14 protein-coding genes are annotated in these 15,757 nt (G+C 61.5%); 9 read left to right on the top strand and 5 right to left on the bottom strand.

Annotated features, from left to right (window positions below):
* Nucleotides 1-5: 5 nt before the first annotated feature.
* From mrdA to PspR76_RS26945, 9 genes are all read left to right on the top strand, one after another.
* Nucleotides 6-1,904, top strand: coding sequence for a penicillin-binding protein 2 (gene mrdA / locus PspR76_RS26985; RefSeq protein ID WP_159960156.1), 1,899 nt, complete (start codon nucleotides 6-8; stop codon nucleotides 1,902-1,904).
* 31 nt (nucleotides 1,905-1,935) lie between these two features.
* On the top strand, nucleotides 1,936-3,039 hold the full coding sequence (gene rodA / locus PspR76_RS26980; protein ID WP_162530315.1) for a rod shape-determining protein RodA: 1,104 nt from the start codon (nucleotides 1,936-1,938) through the stop codon (nucleotides 3,037-3,039).
* Between the two features lie 17 nt (nucleotides 3,040-3,056).
* The gene (gene mltB / locus PspR76_RS26975; protein WP_159960152.1) at nucleotides 3,057-4,067 is read left to right on the top strand and encodes a lytic murein transglycosylase B; all 1,011 of its coding nucleotides are present in this window, start codon (nucleotides 3,057-3,059) and stop codon (nucleotides 4,065-4,067) included.
* Nucleotides 4,067-5,071, top strand: a complete 1,005-nt coding sequence (locus tag PspR76_RS26970) for a septal ring lytic transglycosylase RlpA family protein (protein ID WP_159960150.1) — start codon at nucleotides 4,067-4,069, stop codon at nucleotides 5,069-5,071. The genes mltB and PspR76_RS26970 overlap by 1 nt, the downstream gene beginning before the upstream one ends.
* Nucleotides 5,072-5,249: 178 nt before the next feature.
* Nucleotides 5,250-6,407 carry a D-alanyl-D-alanine carboxypeptidase family protein gene (locus PspR76_RS26965; protein WP_159960148.1) on the top strand — a complete coding sequence of 386 codons (1,158 nt, stop codon included), beginning with the start codon at nucleotides 5,250-5,252 and terminating at the stop codon, nucleotides 6,405-6,407.
* Between the two features lie 85 nt (nucleotides 6,408-6,492).
* On the top strand, nucleotides 6,493-6,774 hold the full coding sequence (locus PspR76_RS26960; protein ID WP_017136054.1) for a DUF493 domain-containing protein: 282 nt from the start codon (nucleotides 6,493-6,495) through the stop codon (nucleotides 6,772-6,774).
* Nucleotides 6,774-7,421, top strand: a complete 648-nt coding sequence (gene lipB / locus PspR76_RS26955; protein WP_106579371.1) for a lipoyl(octanoyl) transferase LipB — start codon at nucleotides 6,774-6,776, stop codon at nucleotides 7,419-7,421. Before PspR76_RS26960 ends, lipB begins: the two co-directional genes overlap by 1 nt.
* Before the next feature lie 26 nt (nucleotides 7,422-7,447).
* Nucleotides 7,448-8,449 (top strand): lipoyl synthase, encoded by a 1,002-nt coding sequence (lipA, locus tag PspR76_RS26950; protein WP_057444888.1) that lies wholly within the window; start codon nucleotides 7,448-7,450, stop codon nucleotides 8,447-8,449.
* Between the two features lie 127 nt (nucleotides 8,450-8,576).
* Nucleotides 8,577-9,506, top strand: a complete 930-nt coding sequence (locus PspR76_RS26945) for a S66 peptidase family protein (protein WP_159960147.1) — start codon at nucleotides 8,577-8,579, stop codon at nucleotides 9,504-9,506.
* 47 nt (nucleotides 9,507-9,553) lie between these two features.
* Here the strand turns inward: PspR76_RS26945 and PspR76_RS26940 are convergent, their stop codons facing one another.
* From PspR76_RS26940 to leuS, 5 genes are all read right to left on the bottom strand, one after another.
* Nucleotides 9,554-10,879, bottom strand: a complete 1,326-nt coding sequence (locus PspR76_RS26940) for a lytic murein transglycosylase (protein ID WP_159960145.1) — start codon at nucleotides 10,877-10,879, stop codon at nucleotides 9,554-9,556.
* A gap of 61 nt (nucleotides 10,880-10,940) precedes the next feature.
* Nucleotides 10,941-11,105 carry an alternative ribosome rescue factor ArfA gene (gene arfA, locus PspR76_RS26935; RefSeq protein ID WP_003176285.1) on the bottom strand — a complete coding sequence of 55 codons (165 nt, stop codon included), beginning with the start codon at nucleotides 11,103-11,105 and terminating at the stop codon, nucleotides 10,941-10,943.
* A 218-nt stretch (nucleotides 11,106-11,323) separates the two neighbouring features.
* The gene (holA, locus tag PspR76_RS26930) at nucleotides 11,324-12,361 is read right to left on the bottom strand and encodes a DNA polymerase III subunit delta (RefSeq protein ID WP_106579369.1); all 1,038 of its coding nucleotides are present in this window, start codon (nucleotides 12,359-12,361) and stop codon (nucleotides 11,324-11,326) included.
* A gap of 39 nt (nucleotides 12,362-12,400) precedes the next feature.
* Nucleotides 12,401-13,006, bottom strand: a complete 606-nt coding sequence (locus PspR76_RS26925) for an LPS-assembly lipoprotein LptE (RefSeq protein WP_159960143.1) — start codon at nucleotides 13,004-13,006, stop codon at nucleotides 12,401-12,403.
* An 88-nt stretch (nucleotides 13,007-13,094) separates the two neighbouring features.
* Complete coding sequence (gene leuS, locus PspR76_RS26920; protein WP_159960141.1) at nucleotides 13,095-15,701, bottom strand: leucine--tRNA ligase; 2,607 nt, start codon at nucleotides 15,699-15,701, stop codon at nucleotides 13,095-13,097.
* Nucleotides 15,702-15,757 lie beyond the last annotated feature (56 nt).

Below are 15,757 nucleotides of genomic sequence, written 5' to 3'. Positions count from 1 at the left end.
TGCCGATGACCCAGCCGATCCGCATCAAGGACCACGAGAAAGACGCACGTCTGGTACGCGCGCGGGTCGTGTTCGGCGCTTTTCTGGTGGTGGGGCTGATCGGTGTGCTGATTGCGCGCCTGTATTTCCTGCAGGTGATCCAGTACGACTATCACTCCACGCTGTCGGAAAACAACCGGGTGCATGTGCAGCCGATTCCGCCGACCCGTGGGCTGATTTTCGACCGTAATGGTGTGGTGGTCGCGGATAACCGGCCCAGCTTCAGCCTGAGCATGACCCGCGAGCGTTCCGGCGACTGGCAGCAGATCCTCGATGTGATTGTCGAGGTGCTGCAGCTGACCCCGGAAGATCGGGTGATCTTCGAGAAACGCATGAAGCAGGGGCGCCGGCCATTCGAGCCGGTGCCGATTCTGTTCGAGCTGACCGAAGAGCAGATCGCCCGCATTGCGGTGAACCAGTTCCGCCTGCCCGGTGTGGAAGTGGTGGCGCAGTTGGTGCGGCATTACCCGCAAGGGCCGCACTTTGCCCACTCCGTCGGCTACATGGGGCGTATCAACGAGAAAGAGCTGAAAAGCCTCGACCCGGTGAATTACAGCGGCACCCACCATATTGGCAAAACCGGCATCGAGCGCTTCTACGAGCCCGAGCTGCACGGCCAGGTGGGTTACGAAGAAGTCGAGACCAACGCCCGCGGCCGCGTGCTGCGGGTGCTCAAGCGCACCGACCCGGTGCCGGGCAAGGACATCGTGCTGAGCCTGGACATCAAGCTGCAGGAAGCGGCCGAGATGGCACTGGGCGGTCGGCGTGGCGCCGTGGTGGCACTGGACCCGAAGACCGGCGAAGTGCTGGCGATGGTCAGCCAGCCGAGTTTCGACCCCAACCTGTTCGTCACCGGGATCAGCTTCAAGGCCTACGCCGAGCTGCGTGATTCCATCGACCGGCCGCTGTTCAACCGCGTATTGCGCGGCTTGTACCCGCCGGGCTCGACCATCAAGCCGGCGGTGGCGATTGCCGGCCTGGATTCGGGCGTGGTCACCGCGTCGAGCCGTGTGTTCGACCCGGGCTACTACATGCTGCCCAACTACGATCACAAATACCGCAACTGGAACCGCACCGGTGACGGCTATGTCGACCTGGACACCGCGATCATGCGCTCCAACGACACCTATTTTTATGACCTGGCCCACAAGCTGGGGATCGACCGGCTGTCTGCCTACATGGGCAAGTTCGGCCTCGGTCAGAAAGTCTCCCTGGACATGTTCGAAGAATCCCCGGGCCTGATGCCGTCGCGGGAGTGGAAACGCGCGACCCGTCGCCAGGCGTGGTTCCCGGGCGAAACCCTGATCCTCGGCATCGGCCAGGGCTATATGCAGGCAACGCCCTTGCAACTGGCCCAGGCCACGGCGCTGGTGGCCAACAAAGGCGTCTGGAACCGCCCGCACCTGGCCAAGACGGTTGAGGGCGAGCGGCCTGTGGATGAAAACCCGATTGCCGACATCGTGCTGCGCGACCCGTCCGACTGGACCAAGGTTAACCACGGCATGCAGCAAGTGATGCACGGCGCCCGCGGCACCGCGCGCAAGGCGGCGGTCGGCGCGCAATACCGCATTGCCGGCAAGAGCGGTACGGCGCAGGTGGTCGCGATCAAGCAGGGCGAGAAATATGACCGCTCCAAGGTTCAAGAGCGCCACCGTGACCACGCCTTGTTTGTTGGCTTTGCCCCGGCCGACGACCCGAAAATCGTCGTGGCGGTGATGGTTGAAAACGGTGAGTCCGGCTCCGGCGTCGCAGCGCCCGTGGTGCGCCAAGTGATGGACGCCTGGCTGTTGGCCGACGACGGCAGACTCAAGCCCGAATATGGCGGCCCCCCTTCAAGCACCGAGGTTACGGCCCGTGAAGAGTAATTTTGACCGCATCCTCTCCAGTGAGGATGTGATGCGTCGCCGTGCGACGTTGCTGCAGCGTATGCACATTGATGGCCCGTTGCTGATCCTGCTGCTGACCTTGGCAGCCGGCAGCCTGTTCGTGCTGTATTCGGCCAGCGGCAAGAACTGGGACCTGCTGATCAAGCAGGCCTCGTCGTTCGGCCTGGGCCTGTTGTCGATGGTGGTGATCGCCCAACTCGAGCCGCGCTTCATGGCGCGCTGGGTACCGTTGGGCTATGTCGCCGGCGTCTTGCTGCTGGTGGTGGTGGACGTAATGGGCCACAACGCCATGGGCGCGACGCGCTGGATCAATATTCCGGGGGTGATTCGCTTCCAGCCGTCGGAATTCATGAAGATTCTGATGCCGGCGACCATCGCCTGGTATTTATCCAAGCGCACCTTGCCGCCGCAGCTCAAGCACGTGGGCATCAGCCTGATTTTGATCGGCGTGCCGTTTATCCTGATTGTGCGCCAGCCCGACCTCGGCACCTCGCTGCTGATCCTTGCGGGCGGTGCGTTCGTGCTGTTTATGGGCGGCCTGCGCTGGCGCTGGATCCTCAGCGTGCTGGCCGCTGCGATACCCGTGGCCGTGGCCATGTGGTTCTTCTTTATGCACGACTACCAGAAGCAGCGGATTCTTACGTTCCTCGACCCGGAGAGTGACCCGTTGGGCACCGGCTGGAACATCATCCAGTCCAAGGCGGCCATCGGTTCCGGCGGCGTATTTGGTAAAGGCTGGTTACTCGGCACCCAGTCGCACCTGGACTTTTTGCCCGAAAGCCACACCGACTTCATTATTGCGGTGTTGGGCGAAGAGTTCGGCCTGGTGGGCATTTGCGCGCTGTTGCTGATTTATTTGCTGTTGATTGGTCGCGGGCTGGTGATTACCGCGCAGGCACAGACGCTGTTCGGCAAATTGCTCGCCGGCAGCCTGACCATGACTTTTTTTGTTTACGTTTTCGTCAACATCGGTATGGTCAGTGGCCTGTTGCCGGTGGTTGGGGTGCCGTTGCCGTTCATTAGCTACGGCGGAACTTCGCTGGTGACATTGCTGTCAGCGTTTGGGGTTTTGATGTCGATTCATACGCATCGCAAATGGATCGCGCAGGTTTGAATAAGGTGAAGATGTCAATGCAAGTAATGCGCGGCTGGGCGACTCGGCATGCGTCCTGGATGAGCCTGATTGGGCTGCTGGGCGCGACGCAAGAGGCGCAGGCCGGTGACTACGATGGCTCACCCCAGGTTGCCGAGTTTGTCGGTGAAATGACCCGCGACTACGGTTTCGCCGGTGAACAGCTGATGGGCGTGTTCCGTGAAGCCCAGCGCAAGCAGGCGATCCTCGACGCGATCTCGCGTCCCGCCGAGCGCGTTAAACAGTGGAAAGAATACCGCCCGATGTTCCTCACCGATGCCCGTGTGGCGCGGGGCGTGGACTTCTGGCGCCAGCACGAAGCCGTGCTGGCCCGCGCCGAGCAGGAATACGGCGTGCCGGCCCAGGTCATTGTCGCGATCATTGGCATTGAAACCTTCTACGGGCGCAACACCGGCAATTACCGGGTGATCGACGCCTTGTCGACCCTGGGCTTCGATTACCCGCCGCGCGCCGAGTTCTTCCGCAAGGAGCTGCGCGAATTCCTGCTGCTGGCCCGCGAAGAGCAGGTCGACCCGCTGACCCTCAAGGGCTCATACGCCGGTGCGATGGGCTTGCCGCAGTTTATGCCGAGCAGCTTCCGTGCTTACGCGGTGGATTTCGACGGCGACGGCCACATCAATATCTGGAGCAACCCGGACGACGCCATTGGCAGTGTGGCCAGCTACTTCAAGCGCCACGGCTGGGTGTACGGCGAGCCGGTGGTGATTCGTGCAGAGGTGACTGGGGAGCGAGCCGACGAAGGCCTGACCCAGGGAATCGAGCCGGTCAAGACCGTTGGGGAGTTGCGAGCGCTGGGCTGGTCGAGTCAGAATGCGCCACGCGATGATATGCCGGTGACGGCGTTCCGCCTGGAAGGCGAAAACGGCCCGGAATACTGGATGGGCCTGAAGAATTTTTACGCAATCACGCGTTATAACCGCAGTGTGATGTACGCCATGGCCGTGCATCAGCTGTCAGACATGCTGGTCCAAGCACGGGGCAACAAGTAATGCGGGCATCGCCGTTCAATAAACCGCTCAAGCTGGTGGCGTTTGCCGCGTTGTCCTTGCTGGTTGTCAGTTGCTCCTCCACCACCATTCGCGCCCCGGCGCAGAAGGGCGGTGGCGGTATCGTCCGCGCCCAGCCGGGCCTGGACATCAACCGCGCGCACAAAGACGGCGCGCCGTGGTGGGATGTCGACGTGTCGAAAATCCCGGATGCCACGCCGACCCTGCACACCGGTCCCTACAAGGCCAACCCGTATACCGTGCTGGGCAAGAATTACTTCCCGCTGCAGGATTCCAAGACCTACTCGCAAACAGGCACGGCGTCCTGGTACGGCACCAAATTCCATGGCCAGAACACCGCCAACGGCGAAGTGTATGACCTGTACGGCATGAGCGCGGCCCACAAGACCTTGCCGCTGCCCAGCTACGTGCGTGTAACCAACCTGGACAACAACCGCAGCGTGATTCTGCGGGTCAACGACCGTGGGCCGTTCTATTCGGACCGCATCATCGACTTGTCCTACGCCGCCGCGAAGAAACTCGGTTACGCCGAAATCGGCACCGCGCGCGTCAAGGTGGAAGGTATCGACCCGGCGCAGTACTGGGCCCAGCGCGGCAAACCGGCGCCGTTGATGCTCAACGAGCCGCAAACCCCGCAACCGCAAGTCACCGCGTCAGCCGGCAAGATCGAACAGTGGACACCACCACCGGCGCAGCACGCGCCGGACACGGTGGTGGTGCCTCACGCAGCACCGGGCGCCTCGACAGTGGGTGGCCAGTACCTGCAAGTGGGCGCTTTCGCCAACCCGGATGCGGCAGAACTGTTAAGGTCCAAGCTCAGCAGCATGGTCAATGCGCCGGTTTTCATCAGCTCCATCGTGCGTAACCAGCAGACCCTGCACCGTGTGCGCATGGGGCCGATCGGTTCGCCGAGCGAAGTAGCGCAAGTACAGAACAGCGTGCGCCTGGCCAACCTGGGGCAACCCAGCGTGGTCACCGCCGAATAATAAAGATTGATGGCTCAGGCCCGTACGCGGGTCCGGGCCCTGGTTGTTGGCTCGTTGAAGAATAAAAACCCAGGGGCAAGGGGTGAGCGGGCAACCGAACACGTGACAGTCTGGCAGCGGGCTGTCTGAATAGTTTTGCCCGCGAGGGCAAGTTTCCATAAGCAATTTCGAGAGACGGATGAACATCACCACCTTAGCCAAACGCACGTGCCTGCTTCTTTCGCTGATCATCACCCCGGCCGCTTGGGCGGTTGAAATGGTGCCGGCTTCCCCGCAACTGGCCGCCAAGGCCTGGGTCCTCATGGATGCCGCCAGCGGCAACGTGCTGGTCGAGAACAACGGTGACCAGCGCCTGCCCCCAGCCAGTTTGACCAAGCTGATGACGGCTTATATTGCGACCCTGGAAATTCGTCGCGGCCAGATTGGCGAAAACGACCCGGTCACCGTCAGCGAAAACGCCTGGCGCACCGGCGGTTCGCGGATGTTCATCAAGGTGGGCTCGCAGGTCACCGTGAGCGACCTGCTGCACGGCATCATCATCCAGTCCGGTAACGACGCCAGCGTCGCCCTGTCCGAGCACATCGCCGGCAGTGAAGACGCCTTCGCCGACCTGATGAACAAGACCGCCGGCGACCTGGGCATGACCAACAGCCACTTCATGAACCCGACCGGCCTGCCGAACCCGGAGCACTACTCGTCGGCTCACGACATGGCCGTGCTGGCTCGCGCGATCATTCGCGTCGACCCGGTGCACTACGCGATCTACTCCCAGAAGGAATTCTTCTGGAACAACATCAAGCAGCCTAACCGCAACCTGCTGCTGTGGCGCGACAAGACCGTCGACGGTCTGAAAACCGGCCACACTGACGAAGCCGGCTACTGCATGGTGTCGTCCGCTGTACGTGACGGCCAGCGTTTGATCGCGGTGGTCTTCGGTACTAACAGCGAGCAGGCCCGTGCGGCCGAGACGCAAAAACTGCTGACCTACGGTTTCCGTTTCTTCGAAACCCAGACCTTCTACCAGAAGGGTGCCGAGCTGGCTCAAGCCCCGGTATGGAAAGGCGCTACTCACCAAGTCAAAGCTGGCCTGGCTGACGACCTGACCCTGACCATGCCTAAAGGCCAGCTGAAAAAGCTCGCGGCCAGCATGACCATGAACCCGCAATTGGTTGCGCCAATCGCCAAGGGTGACGTGATCGGTAAGGTCGAAGTGAAGCTGGACGACAAGGTGGTGCACAGCGCCGACCTGATCGCGCTGGACGCCGTCGACGAAGGTGGTATCTTCCGCCGCGTGTGGGATAGCATCCGTCTATTCTTCTACAGCTTGTTCAACTGATAAGTGTGCACCTGCAAAGCCCCGCGTCGACCTGACGCGGGGCTTTGCCCGTCGCCACGGCTTACGCTTACGAGGCCGTTACGCCATGACCGATAAAGAAGTAGAAGTAAAGGCGCCAAAGATCGAATTCCCCAACGTGGACTATCCCGTCAAGGTGATCAGCGATACCGGTGTGGGCAACAAAGACAAGATTCTCGAAATCGTGCGTAAACACGCGACGATCAATGACAACCGGGTGGACGAGCGTTTGAGCTCCAACGGTAAATACACCACGATCCAGTTGCACATCGTTGCGACCGGTCAAGACCAGCTCTACGACATCAACAGCGAACTGCGGGCCACCGGCTTCGTGCACATGGTGCTGTGATGTCTCAGGTCCTGGGCTTTCGCGAGCTCGGCCAGATGGCCTACGAGCCGGTCTGGCACGCCATGCAGCGGTTCACCAATGAACGCGGCAGCTCGGCCCCGGATGAAATCTGGCTGGTGGAACACCCGCCGGTGTTCACCCAGGGCCAGGCCGGCAAGGCCGAGCATCTGCTGCTGCCGGGTGATATTCCGGTGGTGCAGGTCGACCGAGGGGGTCAAGTGACTTACCATGGGCCGGGTCAGCTGGTGGCGTATCTGCTGCTGGACGTGCGCAAACTCGGGTTTGGCGTACGTGACCTGGTGAGCCGCATGGAGGCTTGCCTGATCGAGCTGTTGGCCAGTTACGGCGTGAGCGCCGCGGCCAAGCCCGATGCACCCGGTGTATACGTGGACGGCGCGAAAATCGCCTCCCTCGGCTTGCGGATCCGCCACGGTTGTTCCTTTCATGGCCTGGCCCTGAACGTGGACATGGACCTGGCGCCTTTCGGGCGGATCAACCCGTGCGGGTACGCAGGGTTGGCAATGACCCAGCTGAGCGACCACGCCACACCGATTAAATTTGCCGAGGTAAGTGCCCGGCTGCGTGCGCAGCTCGTCAAACACCTCGACTATGCTGAGCAGACGACCCTTACGGGCGGAATCGACTGATTATGACTACTGATGCAGTGCAAACCATGATCCCGACGCTGGACATCACCGAGCGTCCGGCCCCGGCCCCGCGTGCCAAGGTGGAAGCCGGCGTCAAGCTGCGCGGCGCCGAGAAGGTTGCACGCATCCCGGTCAAGATCATCCCGACCACCGAACTGCCGAAAAAACCTGACTGGATCCGCGTGCGTATCCCGGTTTCGCCGGAAGTCGACCGTATCAAGGCCCTGCTGCGCAAACACAAGTTGCACAGCGTGTGCGAAGAAGCGTCCTGCCCGAACCTGGGCGAGTGCTTCTCCGGCGGCACCGCCACCTTCATGATCATGGGTGACATCTGCACCCGTCGTTGCCCATTCTGCGACGTTGGCCACGGCCGACCGAAGCCATTGGACGTCAACGAGCCGGAAAGCCTGGCCATCGCCATCGCCGACCTGAAACTCAAATACGTGGTGATCACCTCGGTAGACCGCGACGACCTGCGTGACGGCGGCGCCCAGCACTTTGCCGATTGCATCCGTGAAATCCGCAAGCTGTCGCCGAACGTGATGCTCGAGACCCTGGTCCCGGACTACCGTGGCCGCATGGACGTCGCGCTGGAAATCACCGCGGCCGAGCCACCGGATGTGTTCAACCACAACCTGGAAACCGTACCGCGCCTGTACAAGGCTGCGCGTCCGGGTTCGGACTACCAGTGGTCGCTGACCCTGCTGCAAAAATTCAAGCAGATGATGCCGCACATTCCGACCAAATCCGGCCTGATGCTGGGCCTGGGCGAAACCGACGAAGAAGTCATCGAAGTCATGAAGCGCATGCGCGAACACGACATCGACATGCTGACCCTGGGCCAGTACTTGCAGCCGTCGCGCAGCCACTTGCCGGTACAGCGTTTCGTACACCCGGACACCTTCGCCTGGTTCGCCGAGGAAGGCTACAAGATGGGCTTCAAGAACGTGGCGTCCGGCCCGCTGGTACGTTCCTCGTACCACGCCGACGAGCAGGCCAAGCTGGTCAAGGCCAGCCTGGTTTCGTAAGCCGTTACGCCGCTCTACTGTGGGAGCTGGTAAGCCAGCTCCTACAGAATTCCCCTCTCTTTCTCTCTTCTGTTTGCAACCATCACTGGCTAGAGTACCTGGGTAATCCAACCACGGAGAACCATGGATGATGACTCAACTCGCGGTCGCTGTTCCTGCCTTGCGCCCTGAAGGCGTGATCGGCCTGATAGCCCCCGCCGGCCCTGCCACACTCGACGTTGAAAAAGCTGGCCAATGGATGCGTGCCCGTGGCCATGAGCTGCGGATCTTTCCAGGTGTATACGAACGCGATGGCTATCTCGCAGGCAGCGATGCGGTGCGCCTTCGCGACCTGCACGCCGCCTTCGCCGACCCGGAGATCGATGCCATCTTCTGCCTGCGCGGCGGCTACGGCACACCCCGGCTGCTCGATAGCCTGGACTTCAACTTGCTGCGAGCCAACCCCAAGCCGCTCGTGGGTTACAGCGATATCACCGCGTTGCACCTGGCGATTACCCGTCACGCAGGCTTCGTGACCTTTCACGGGCCGATGCTCAATGCCGATTTGCTTGGCGATAAGCAACAGCCTACGGAGTCGTCGTTATTCAGCATGCTGCGCGGTCAACTGAGCACTGGCAGCGTGCTGGCGCACCCGGTGGCCTACCCGCTGACGACGATTGAACCTGGCATCGCCTGCGGGCCCTTGCTGGGTGGCAACCTGTCGATGATCGCGGCAGTGATGGGCACCGATTATGAAATCGATGCAGACGGCATCATTTTGTTTATCGAGGATGTCAACGAGCCGCTCTATCGCATAGACCGCTTGCTGACGCACCTGCGCCTGGCGGGCAAGCTCGCGCACATTGCCGGTGTGCTGGTGGGGGATATGGCGGGTGTAGATAACGCAGCGCTGGAGCGGCTGCTCAAGCAGACTTTCGAGCCGTTGTGCATTCCGGTGCTGTCCGGCTGGCGCAGCGGGCATTGTGACCCGAACCTGACCCTGCCGATGGGCGCCAGGGTGCGGTTGGATGCGGGGGAGCAGCAGGTGGTGTTGGAGCAGGATGTCGTCTTGCGCTGATCGGCAGATCGGCTGATCGTTCCCACGCACCGCGTGGGAACGATCTGTTAACGGCCTTGCAACGACTCCAGCAGTTTCACCGTCGGGTACCCATCCGCCGGCCACCCCAGCGATTGCTGCGCCGCTCGAATCGCTTTACGCGTATTGGCGCCGATAATCCCGTCTGCGTTGCCCGCGTCATACCCCTTGGCGCTGAGCACGGTCTGCAAATCAATGCGCTGAGAGCGACTCAGTGGCAGCTCATCTTTTGGCCAATCACCACGAATCACCCCACCGCCAGCAAACCGTTCCGACAGCAGGCCAACCGCCAGTGCGTAGGACGATGAGTTGTTGTACTTGAGAATCGCGCGGAAGTTGTCCAGTACCAGGAACGCCGGGCCACGGTAGCCGGCCGGCAGCAGCAGGGCGGCGGACAGTTGGTCGACATTGGCCGGCATGCTCGCGCCGGGCGGCAGTTGGATACCGAGTTTCAACCAGTCGGCAACGGTCTTGCGCACGCCGCCGTCTGCCAGAGCGTAGTCGAAGTTTGCCGGTAGCCGATTTACCTCAAAGCCCCACGGCTGGCCTTTCTGCCAGCCGGAGCTTTGCAGGTAGTGCGCCGTGGAGGCGAGGGCGTCGGCCGGGCTGTTCCAGATGTCGCGGCGACCGTCACCGTCGAAGTCGACGGCGTGGGTGTTGTACGTCGTCGGGATGAATTGGGTCTGGCCCATCGCGCCGGCCCACGAACCTTTCATCTGGTCGGCCTGGATATCGCCATGCTGGATGATCTGCAACGCCGCCAGCAGTTGCGCCTGGGCAAATGCTGGGCGGCGGCCCTCGTAAGCCAGGGTCGCCAGGGAACGGATCACCGAGTTATTGCCCTGGAACTGGCCGAAGTTACTTTCCATGCCCCAGACCGACACAAGCGCCTGGCGGTCGACGCCATAGCGTTGCTCGATGCTTTGCAGGATATCGGCGTACTTGATCAGCAAGGCCTGGCCGTTGCGCACGCGCAGCGGTGACAGGGCACCGTCGAGGTATTCCCAAACAGGGCGGGAAAATTCCGGTTGGCTGCGGTCGGCGCGAATCACGGCCATATCGGGGGTCACGCCAGCAAAAGCGTTATCGAACACGGCGGGTGTAATCCCGGCCTTCAGCGCGTCCACGCGAAAGCCCGCCTGCCATTCGGCAAAGGTCTGGGTTGGTTGGATATCGAGGTTGTCCACGGCCAGTGGGGCGACGACGGCAGGCGCTACGGCCGGCACGGTCTGCAGCTTTGGCAGGGGTTGCGCGTCCGCGGCGGTGGGTTTTTCCGCGCAGGCGACAAGCAGAATGAGGCTGGAGGCAGCGATCAATTGGCGAAGGTGCCAACGACGGGAAAGACTAGAGGGCATGCACAGGTCCAGGGATTACAAATCAGGTGCAGACCTTATCATGCCAGAGGGGCGCTTGCCTTCAGGCAGCCAGAAAGTAAGAAGCCTCCCAGCTATTAGACTGGAAGGCTTCGCGGCGGTAGCTGCCTTTGCCCTTGCCGGCGCGTTCCTGACGGCTGCGGAACAGTGGCTGGGCGATGATGGATTTGGCCTTGTTGGGGCCATGCTTGGATGGCTTTTTGCTCATGTCGGTACTCTCTAGAGGTGGGATGAAGCGGTGCAAATCATCTGCCGAAGTGGCGCTGCTGTAAAGCCCGGCGCGGTGTAGGAAAGGTGCACGATCAAAATGTGGGAGCGGGCTTGCTCGCGAATGCGGTGGGTCAGCCACCTGATCTATAACTGACACACCGCCTTCGCGAGCAAGCCCGCTCCCACAATGGGACTGTGGTGTTTTTGAGAGCTGGGTTATTCAGCCGGCAATGACAGGCGCTGGCCAGACATCAAAAGTGACAAACGACTCAGGCTCATCCACGGCGAGCCCGCCGCCTGGCCTTTGATTTGCGCATCGATGCGCTGCGCTTCAAGCAGAAGCTGCGCCCAGCGTTGCGCCGAGTGCCGTTGCAGGGCTTTGCTCATCAGCGGTTTGCGCTTGTCCCAGACCGGAGGCCGGGCCTGGCTGAAGCACTTGTCCAGCGGTGTGCCCTGGCTGTACTGCAGGGAAATGTTGGCCAATACCCGCAACTCCCGGGCCAGGGCCCAAAGAATCACCGGCGGTTCCACGCCTTCGCCACGCAGCCCTTCGAGCATACGCAAGGCATGGGCGGGTTCGCCGTTAAGAATCGCATCCACCAGCCCGAACACGTCAAAGCGAGCACTGTCGGCCACCGCACCTTGTACGGTTTCGACGGTGATTTGCCCGTCTTCGGCCATCAGCTTGAGCTTTTCGATCTCCTGGGCGGCGGCAAGCAGGTTGCCTTCGACCCGGGCAGCGATCAGCTCCACAGCGTCTTGCGTCGCCGACAGACCGGATTGGGACAGGCGCTGACGAATCCACTGTGGTAGCTGGTTGCTGTCCACTGGCCAGATCTGGATGAACTGGGTCTGTGGGCCTTCCACCAGCGCCTTGCCCCATTTGGTTTTCTGCGCGCTGCCGTCGAGCTTGGGCAAGCTGATCAGCAATACCGTGTCTTCGGCAGGCCGCGAGCAGTATTCCATCAAGGCCGCCGCGCCCTTGTCCCCGGGCTTGCCCGAAGGCAGGCGCAGTTCCAGCAGGCGTTTTTCGGCGAACAGCGACATGCTCGCGCCGGCTTGCAGCAGCGTGCCCCAGTCGAAACTGGCGTCGGCGCTGAACACCTGGCGTTCATCGAAGCCTTGCTGGCGCGCGGCGCTGCGGATAGCGTCTGCGGCTTCCTGGCACAGCAACGGGTCATCACCGCTGACGATATAGACAGGCGCAAGGCCACCTTGCAGGTGTTTGGCGAGTTGGGCGGGGGCGAGTTTCATAGGCGGGTCGAACGGGGCGCCAGGGGCGCCCCGTTTGGCTTACTCAGCAGGAACTTCAACAGGCGATTGTTTCGGCGTGTTGTCTTCGTACTCTTGCGCAGCTTTCAGGGCGTCGGCGTCAGCCTTGGCCTTGTTGTCGGCAGTTTGCTGCAGGGCTTGCAGCTTTTCCGGGGTCAGCTGTTGCAGGCGAACCATCAAGCGCTGGATCACTTCGCGGCGCATTTCTTTGCGAACCTGGATGATTTCCGAGTCCGAGCCCACCAGGTTGTTACCGTCGTGGCTCACGACTTTCTGTACCTGCACCTTGTCACCCATCAATGTCAGGTGTTCGCGGCCTTGTACTTCGAAGAAAACCTCGGTGCTCAGTTCGATGTCCGACGCACGGCCGGCGCTTGCGTAGCTGAGGTTACGCTGGGTTTCTTTTTCGTCGACCAGGTTCAGCTTGTAGGTTGCGCCGTTATAGACATGCACACCGCTGCTTTCCAGGGTATGGCGCAGCTGAGTCACGGTGTCGCCGTAGGCGTTGCGGGCGCTGAGGTCCAATTCCTTGAGCGACAGTTCATTGGTGCCGGTGCCGCGCAGCTGGAAGCCGCAAGCGCTCAGCAGCACAGCAAGGCCCATCACCAGCAAATTGCGTTTGATCATTTTGTTGCTCCCCTTGAAACCATGTGGGCCTTATCGAGGCCTTGGAGGTTTTGTTCGGCGCAGGGCTCAAGCCCTGCGCCCGATCCGATTAGCTAGCGACGATATTGACCAGTTTGCCGGGCACCACGATCACTTTGCGGATCGTCAGGCCTTCGGTAAAGCGCAGCACGTTCTCGTTGACGCGGGCGGCCGCCTCGACGTCTTCGCGGCTGGCGCTGGCTGGCATATCAATCTGGCCACGCAGTTTACCGTTGACCTGAATCACCAGTTGCAACGTGTCCTGTACCAGGGCGCTGTCATCCTGTACCGGCCAGCCGGCGTTGATTACCGCGCCGCTGTGGCCCAAGCGGTTCCACAGGTCGTGGCTGATGTGCGGCGTGATCGGCGCCAGCAGCAGAACGACCGTTTCCAGGCCTTCCTGTACCAGTGCGCGGTCTTGTTCGGTGGCTTGCGGTGCTTTTTCCAGCACGTTCATCAGCGTCATCACCTGGGCGATGGCGGTGTTGAACTTGTGGTTCTGGCCCACGTCCTGGCTGGCCTGGCGGATGGCCAGGTGGGTGCTGCGGCGAATGGCTTTCTGCTCGTCGTTCAGGCCGGCCACGTCCAGTTTGCCCGGCAGACCCTGGCTGATATGGGCGTGCGCCAGGCGCCAGACGCGCTTGAGGAAACGGTGCGAACCTTCGACGCCGGAGTCGGACCATTCGGCGCTCATGTCAGGCGGCGAGGCGAACATCATGAACAGGCGGCAGGTGTCGGCGCCGAACTGGTCGATCATCGACTGCGGGTCGACGCCATTGTTCTTCGACTTGGCCATCTTCTCGGTGCCGCCGATTTCCACCGGCAGGCCGTCGGATTTCAACTTGGCGCTGATCACTTTGGCTTTGCTGTCACGCTCAAGCTCGACGTCCGCCGGGTTGAACCAGGTGTAGGCGCCATTGGCTTCGCGACGGTAGTAAGTCTCGGCGATCACCATGCCCTGGGTCAGCAGGTTCTTGAACGGCTCATCCGAGCTCACCAGGCCTTCGTCACGCATCAGCTTGTGGAAGAAGCGCGCGTACAGCAGGTGAAGAATGGCGTGTTCGATACCGCCGATGTACTGATCCACCGGCAACCAGTGGTCAGCGGCGGATTTTTCTACCAGGCCGCCTTCATAGTGTGGCGAGGCGTAGCGGGCGTAATACCACGAGGACTCGACGAAGGTGTCCATGGTGTCGGTTTCACGCTTGGCAGGCTGGCCGCATTTCGGGCAACTGCACTCGTAGAACTCGGGCATGCGCGCCAGTGGCGAACCGGCGCCGTCCGGCACCACGTTTTCCGGCAGTACCACTGGCAGTTGGTCTTCCGGCACCGGCACGTCACCGCAGCTTTCGCAGTGGATGATCGGGATCGGGCAGCCCCAGTAGCGCTGGCGGCTGATGCCCCAGTCGCGCAGGCGGAACTGGGTGCGCGAGGCACCGAGGTTTTTCTTGATCAGCGCCACTTCGATGGCGTCGAAAGCGCCCTGGAAATCCAGGCCGTCGAATTCGCCGGAATTGATCAGCTCACCGTGCTCGCCGTAGGCGTCTTGCCACGGGGCCGGGTTGGTGTCGCCGGAGCTGGTGCGCACCACGGATTTGATCGGCAAGTTGTACTTGGTGGCGAATTCGAAATCGCGCTCGTCGTGGGCCGGCACAGCCATTACTGCGCCATCGCCGTAGTGCATCAGCACGTAGTTGGCGACCCACACCGGCAATTTCTCGCCCGTCAGTGGGTGCTCGACGAACAGGCCGGTTGGCAGGCCTTTTTTCTCCTGGGTGGCGACGTCGGCTTCGGCCACGCTGCCGCCTTTGCATTCGGCGATGAATGCCGAAAGCTCCGGGTTGTTCTGTGCGGCCTGGGTGGCCAGCGGGTGTTCGGCGGCCACAGCGACGTAGGTCGCGCCCATCAAGGTGTCCGGGCGTGTGGTGAAGACTTTCAGTGCGCCGGCAGCGCCGATGGAATCGACGTTGTAAGGGAACTGCACTTCCATGCCCTTGGACTTGCCGATCCAGTTGCGCTGCATGGTCTTGACCTGTTCAGGCCAGCCCGGCAGGTTGTCGAGGCTCGACAAGAGTTCATCCGCGTAGGCGGTGATCTTGAAGTAGTACATCGGGATTTCGCGCTTTTCGATCAGCGCGCCGGAGCGCCAGCCGCGACCGTCGATAACCTGCTCGTTGGCCAGTACGGTCTGGTCGATCGGGTCCCAGTTCACGGTGCCGCTTTTTTTGTAGATCACACCTTTTTCGAACAGGCGAGTGAACAGCCATTGTTCCCAGCGGTAGTAATCCGGCTTGCAGGTGGTCACTTCGCGCGACCAGTCCACCGCCAGGCCCAGGCTGCGCAGCTGGGTCTTCATGTAGGCGATGTTTTCGTAGGTCCACTTGGCGGGCGCCACGTTGTTTTTCATCGCGGCGTTTTCCGCCGGCATGCCGAAGGCGTCCCAGCCCATAGGCTGCAGGACGTTCTTGCCGAGCATGCGCTGGTAGCGCGAAATCACGTCACCGATGGTGTAGTTGCGCACATGCCCCATGTGTAGCTTGCCGCTGGGGTAAGGGAACATCGATAGGCAGTAGTAAGTCTCCTTGCCTGGCTGTTCACTGACTTCAAAGGACTTTTGCTCGTCCCAGAAGGTTTGGGCGGCATTTTCTATTTCACGGGGCTGATAGTGTTCGTGCATGGCTACTTTTGAACTGAATAGGGGTGGCCTAATCCTCTTCGGTGCAACGTTCAGGT

It is taken from the genome of Pseudomonas sp. R76 (genome assembly GCF_009834565.1).
Classification (GTDB): Bacteria; Pseudomonadota; Gammaproteobacteria; order Pseudomonadales; family Pseudomonadaceae; genus Aquipseudomonas.
Note: the sequence above shows the minus strand (reverse complement) of the source record. Positions and strands in the feature narration are given on the sequence as shown.

Bases quoted from the DNA above. Each gene is read 5' to 3' on its own strand.
- mrdA (WP_159960156.1), top strand. From the start codon at position 6: ATGACCCAGCCGATCCGCATCAAGGACCACGAGAAAGACGCACGTCTG.
- rodA (WP_162530315.1), top strand. From the start codon at position 1,936: ATGCGTCGCCGTGCGACGTTGCTGCAGCGTATGCACATTGATGGCCCG.
- mltB (WP_159960152.1), top strand. From the start codon at position 3,057: ATGCAAGTAATGCGCGGCTGGGCGACTCGGCATGCGTCCTGGATGAGC.
- PspR76_RS26970 (WP_159960150.1), top strand. From the start codon at position 4,067: ATGCGGGCATCGCCGTTCAATAAACCGCTCAAGCTGGTGGCGTTTGCC.
- PspR76_RS26965 (WP_159960148.1), top strand. From the start codon at position 5,250: ATGAACATCACCACCTTAGCCAAACGCACGTGCCTGCTTCTTTCGCTG.
- PspR76_RS26960 (WP_017136054.1), top strand. From the start codon at position 6,493: ATGACCGATAAAGAAGTAGAAGTAAAGGCGCCAAAGATCGAATTCCCC.
- lipB (WP_106579371.1), top strand. From the start codon at position 6,774: ATGTCTCAGGTCCTGGGCTTTCGCGAGCTCGGCCAGATGGCCTACGAG.
- lipA (WP_057444888.1), top strand. From the start codon at position 7,448: ATGATCCCGACGCTGGACATCACCGAGCGTCCGGCCCCGGCCCCGCGT.
- PspR76_RS26945 (WP_159960147.1), top strand. From the start codon at position 8,577: ATGATGACTCAACTCGCGGTCGCTGTTCCTGCCTTGCGCCCTGAAGGC.
- PspR76_RS26940 (WP_159960145.1), bottom strand. From the start codon at position 10,879: ATGCCCTCTAGTCTTTCCCGTCGTTGGCACCTTCGCCAATTGATCGCT.
- arfA (WP_003176285.1), bottom strand. From the start codon at position 11,105: ATGAGCAAAAAGCCATCCAAGCATGGCCCCAACAAGGCCAAATCCATC.
- holA (WP_106579369.1), bottom strand. From the start codon at position 12,361: ATGAAACTCGCCCCCGCCCAACTCGCCAAACACCTGCAAGGTGGCCTT.
- PspR76_RS26925 (WP_159960143.1), bottom strand. From the start codon at position 13,006: ATGATCAAACGCAATTTGCTGGTGATGGGCCTTGCTGTGCTGCTGAGC.
- leuS (WP_159960141.1), bottom strand. From the start codon at position 15,701: ATGCACGAACACTATCAGCCCCGTGAAATAGAAAATGCCGCCCAAACC.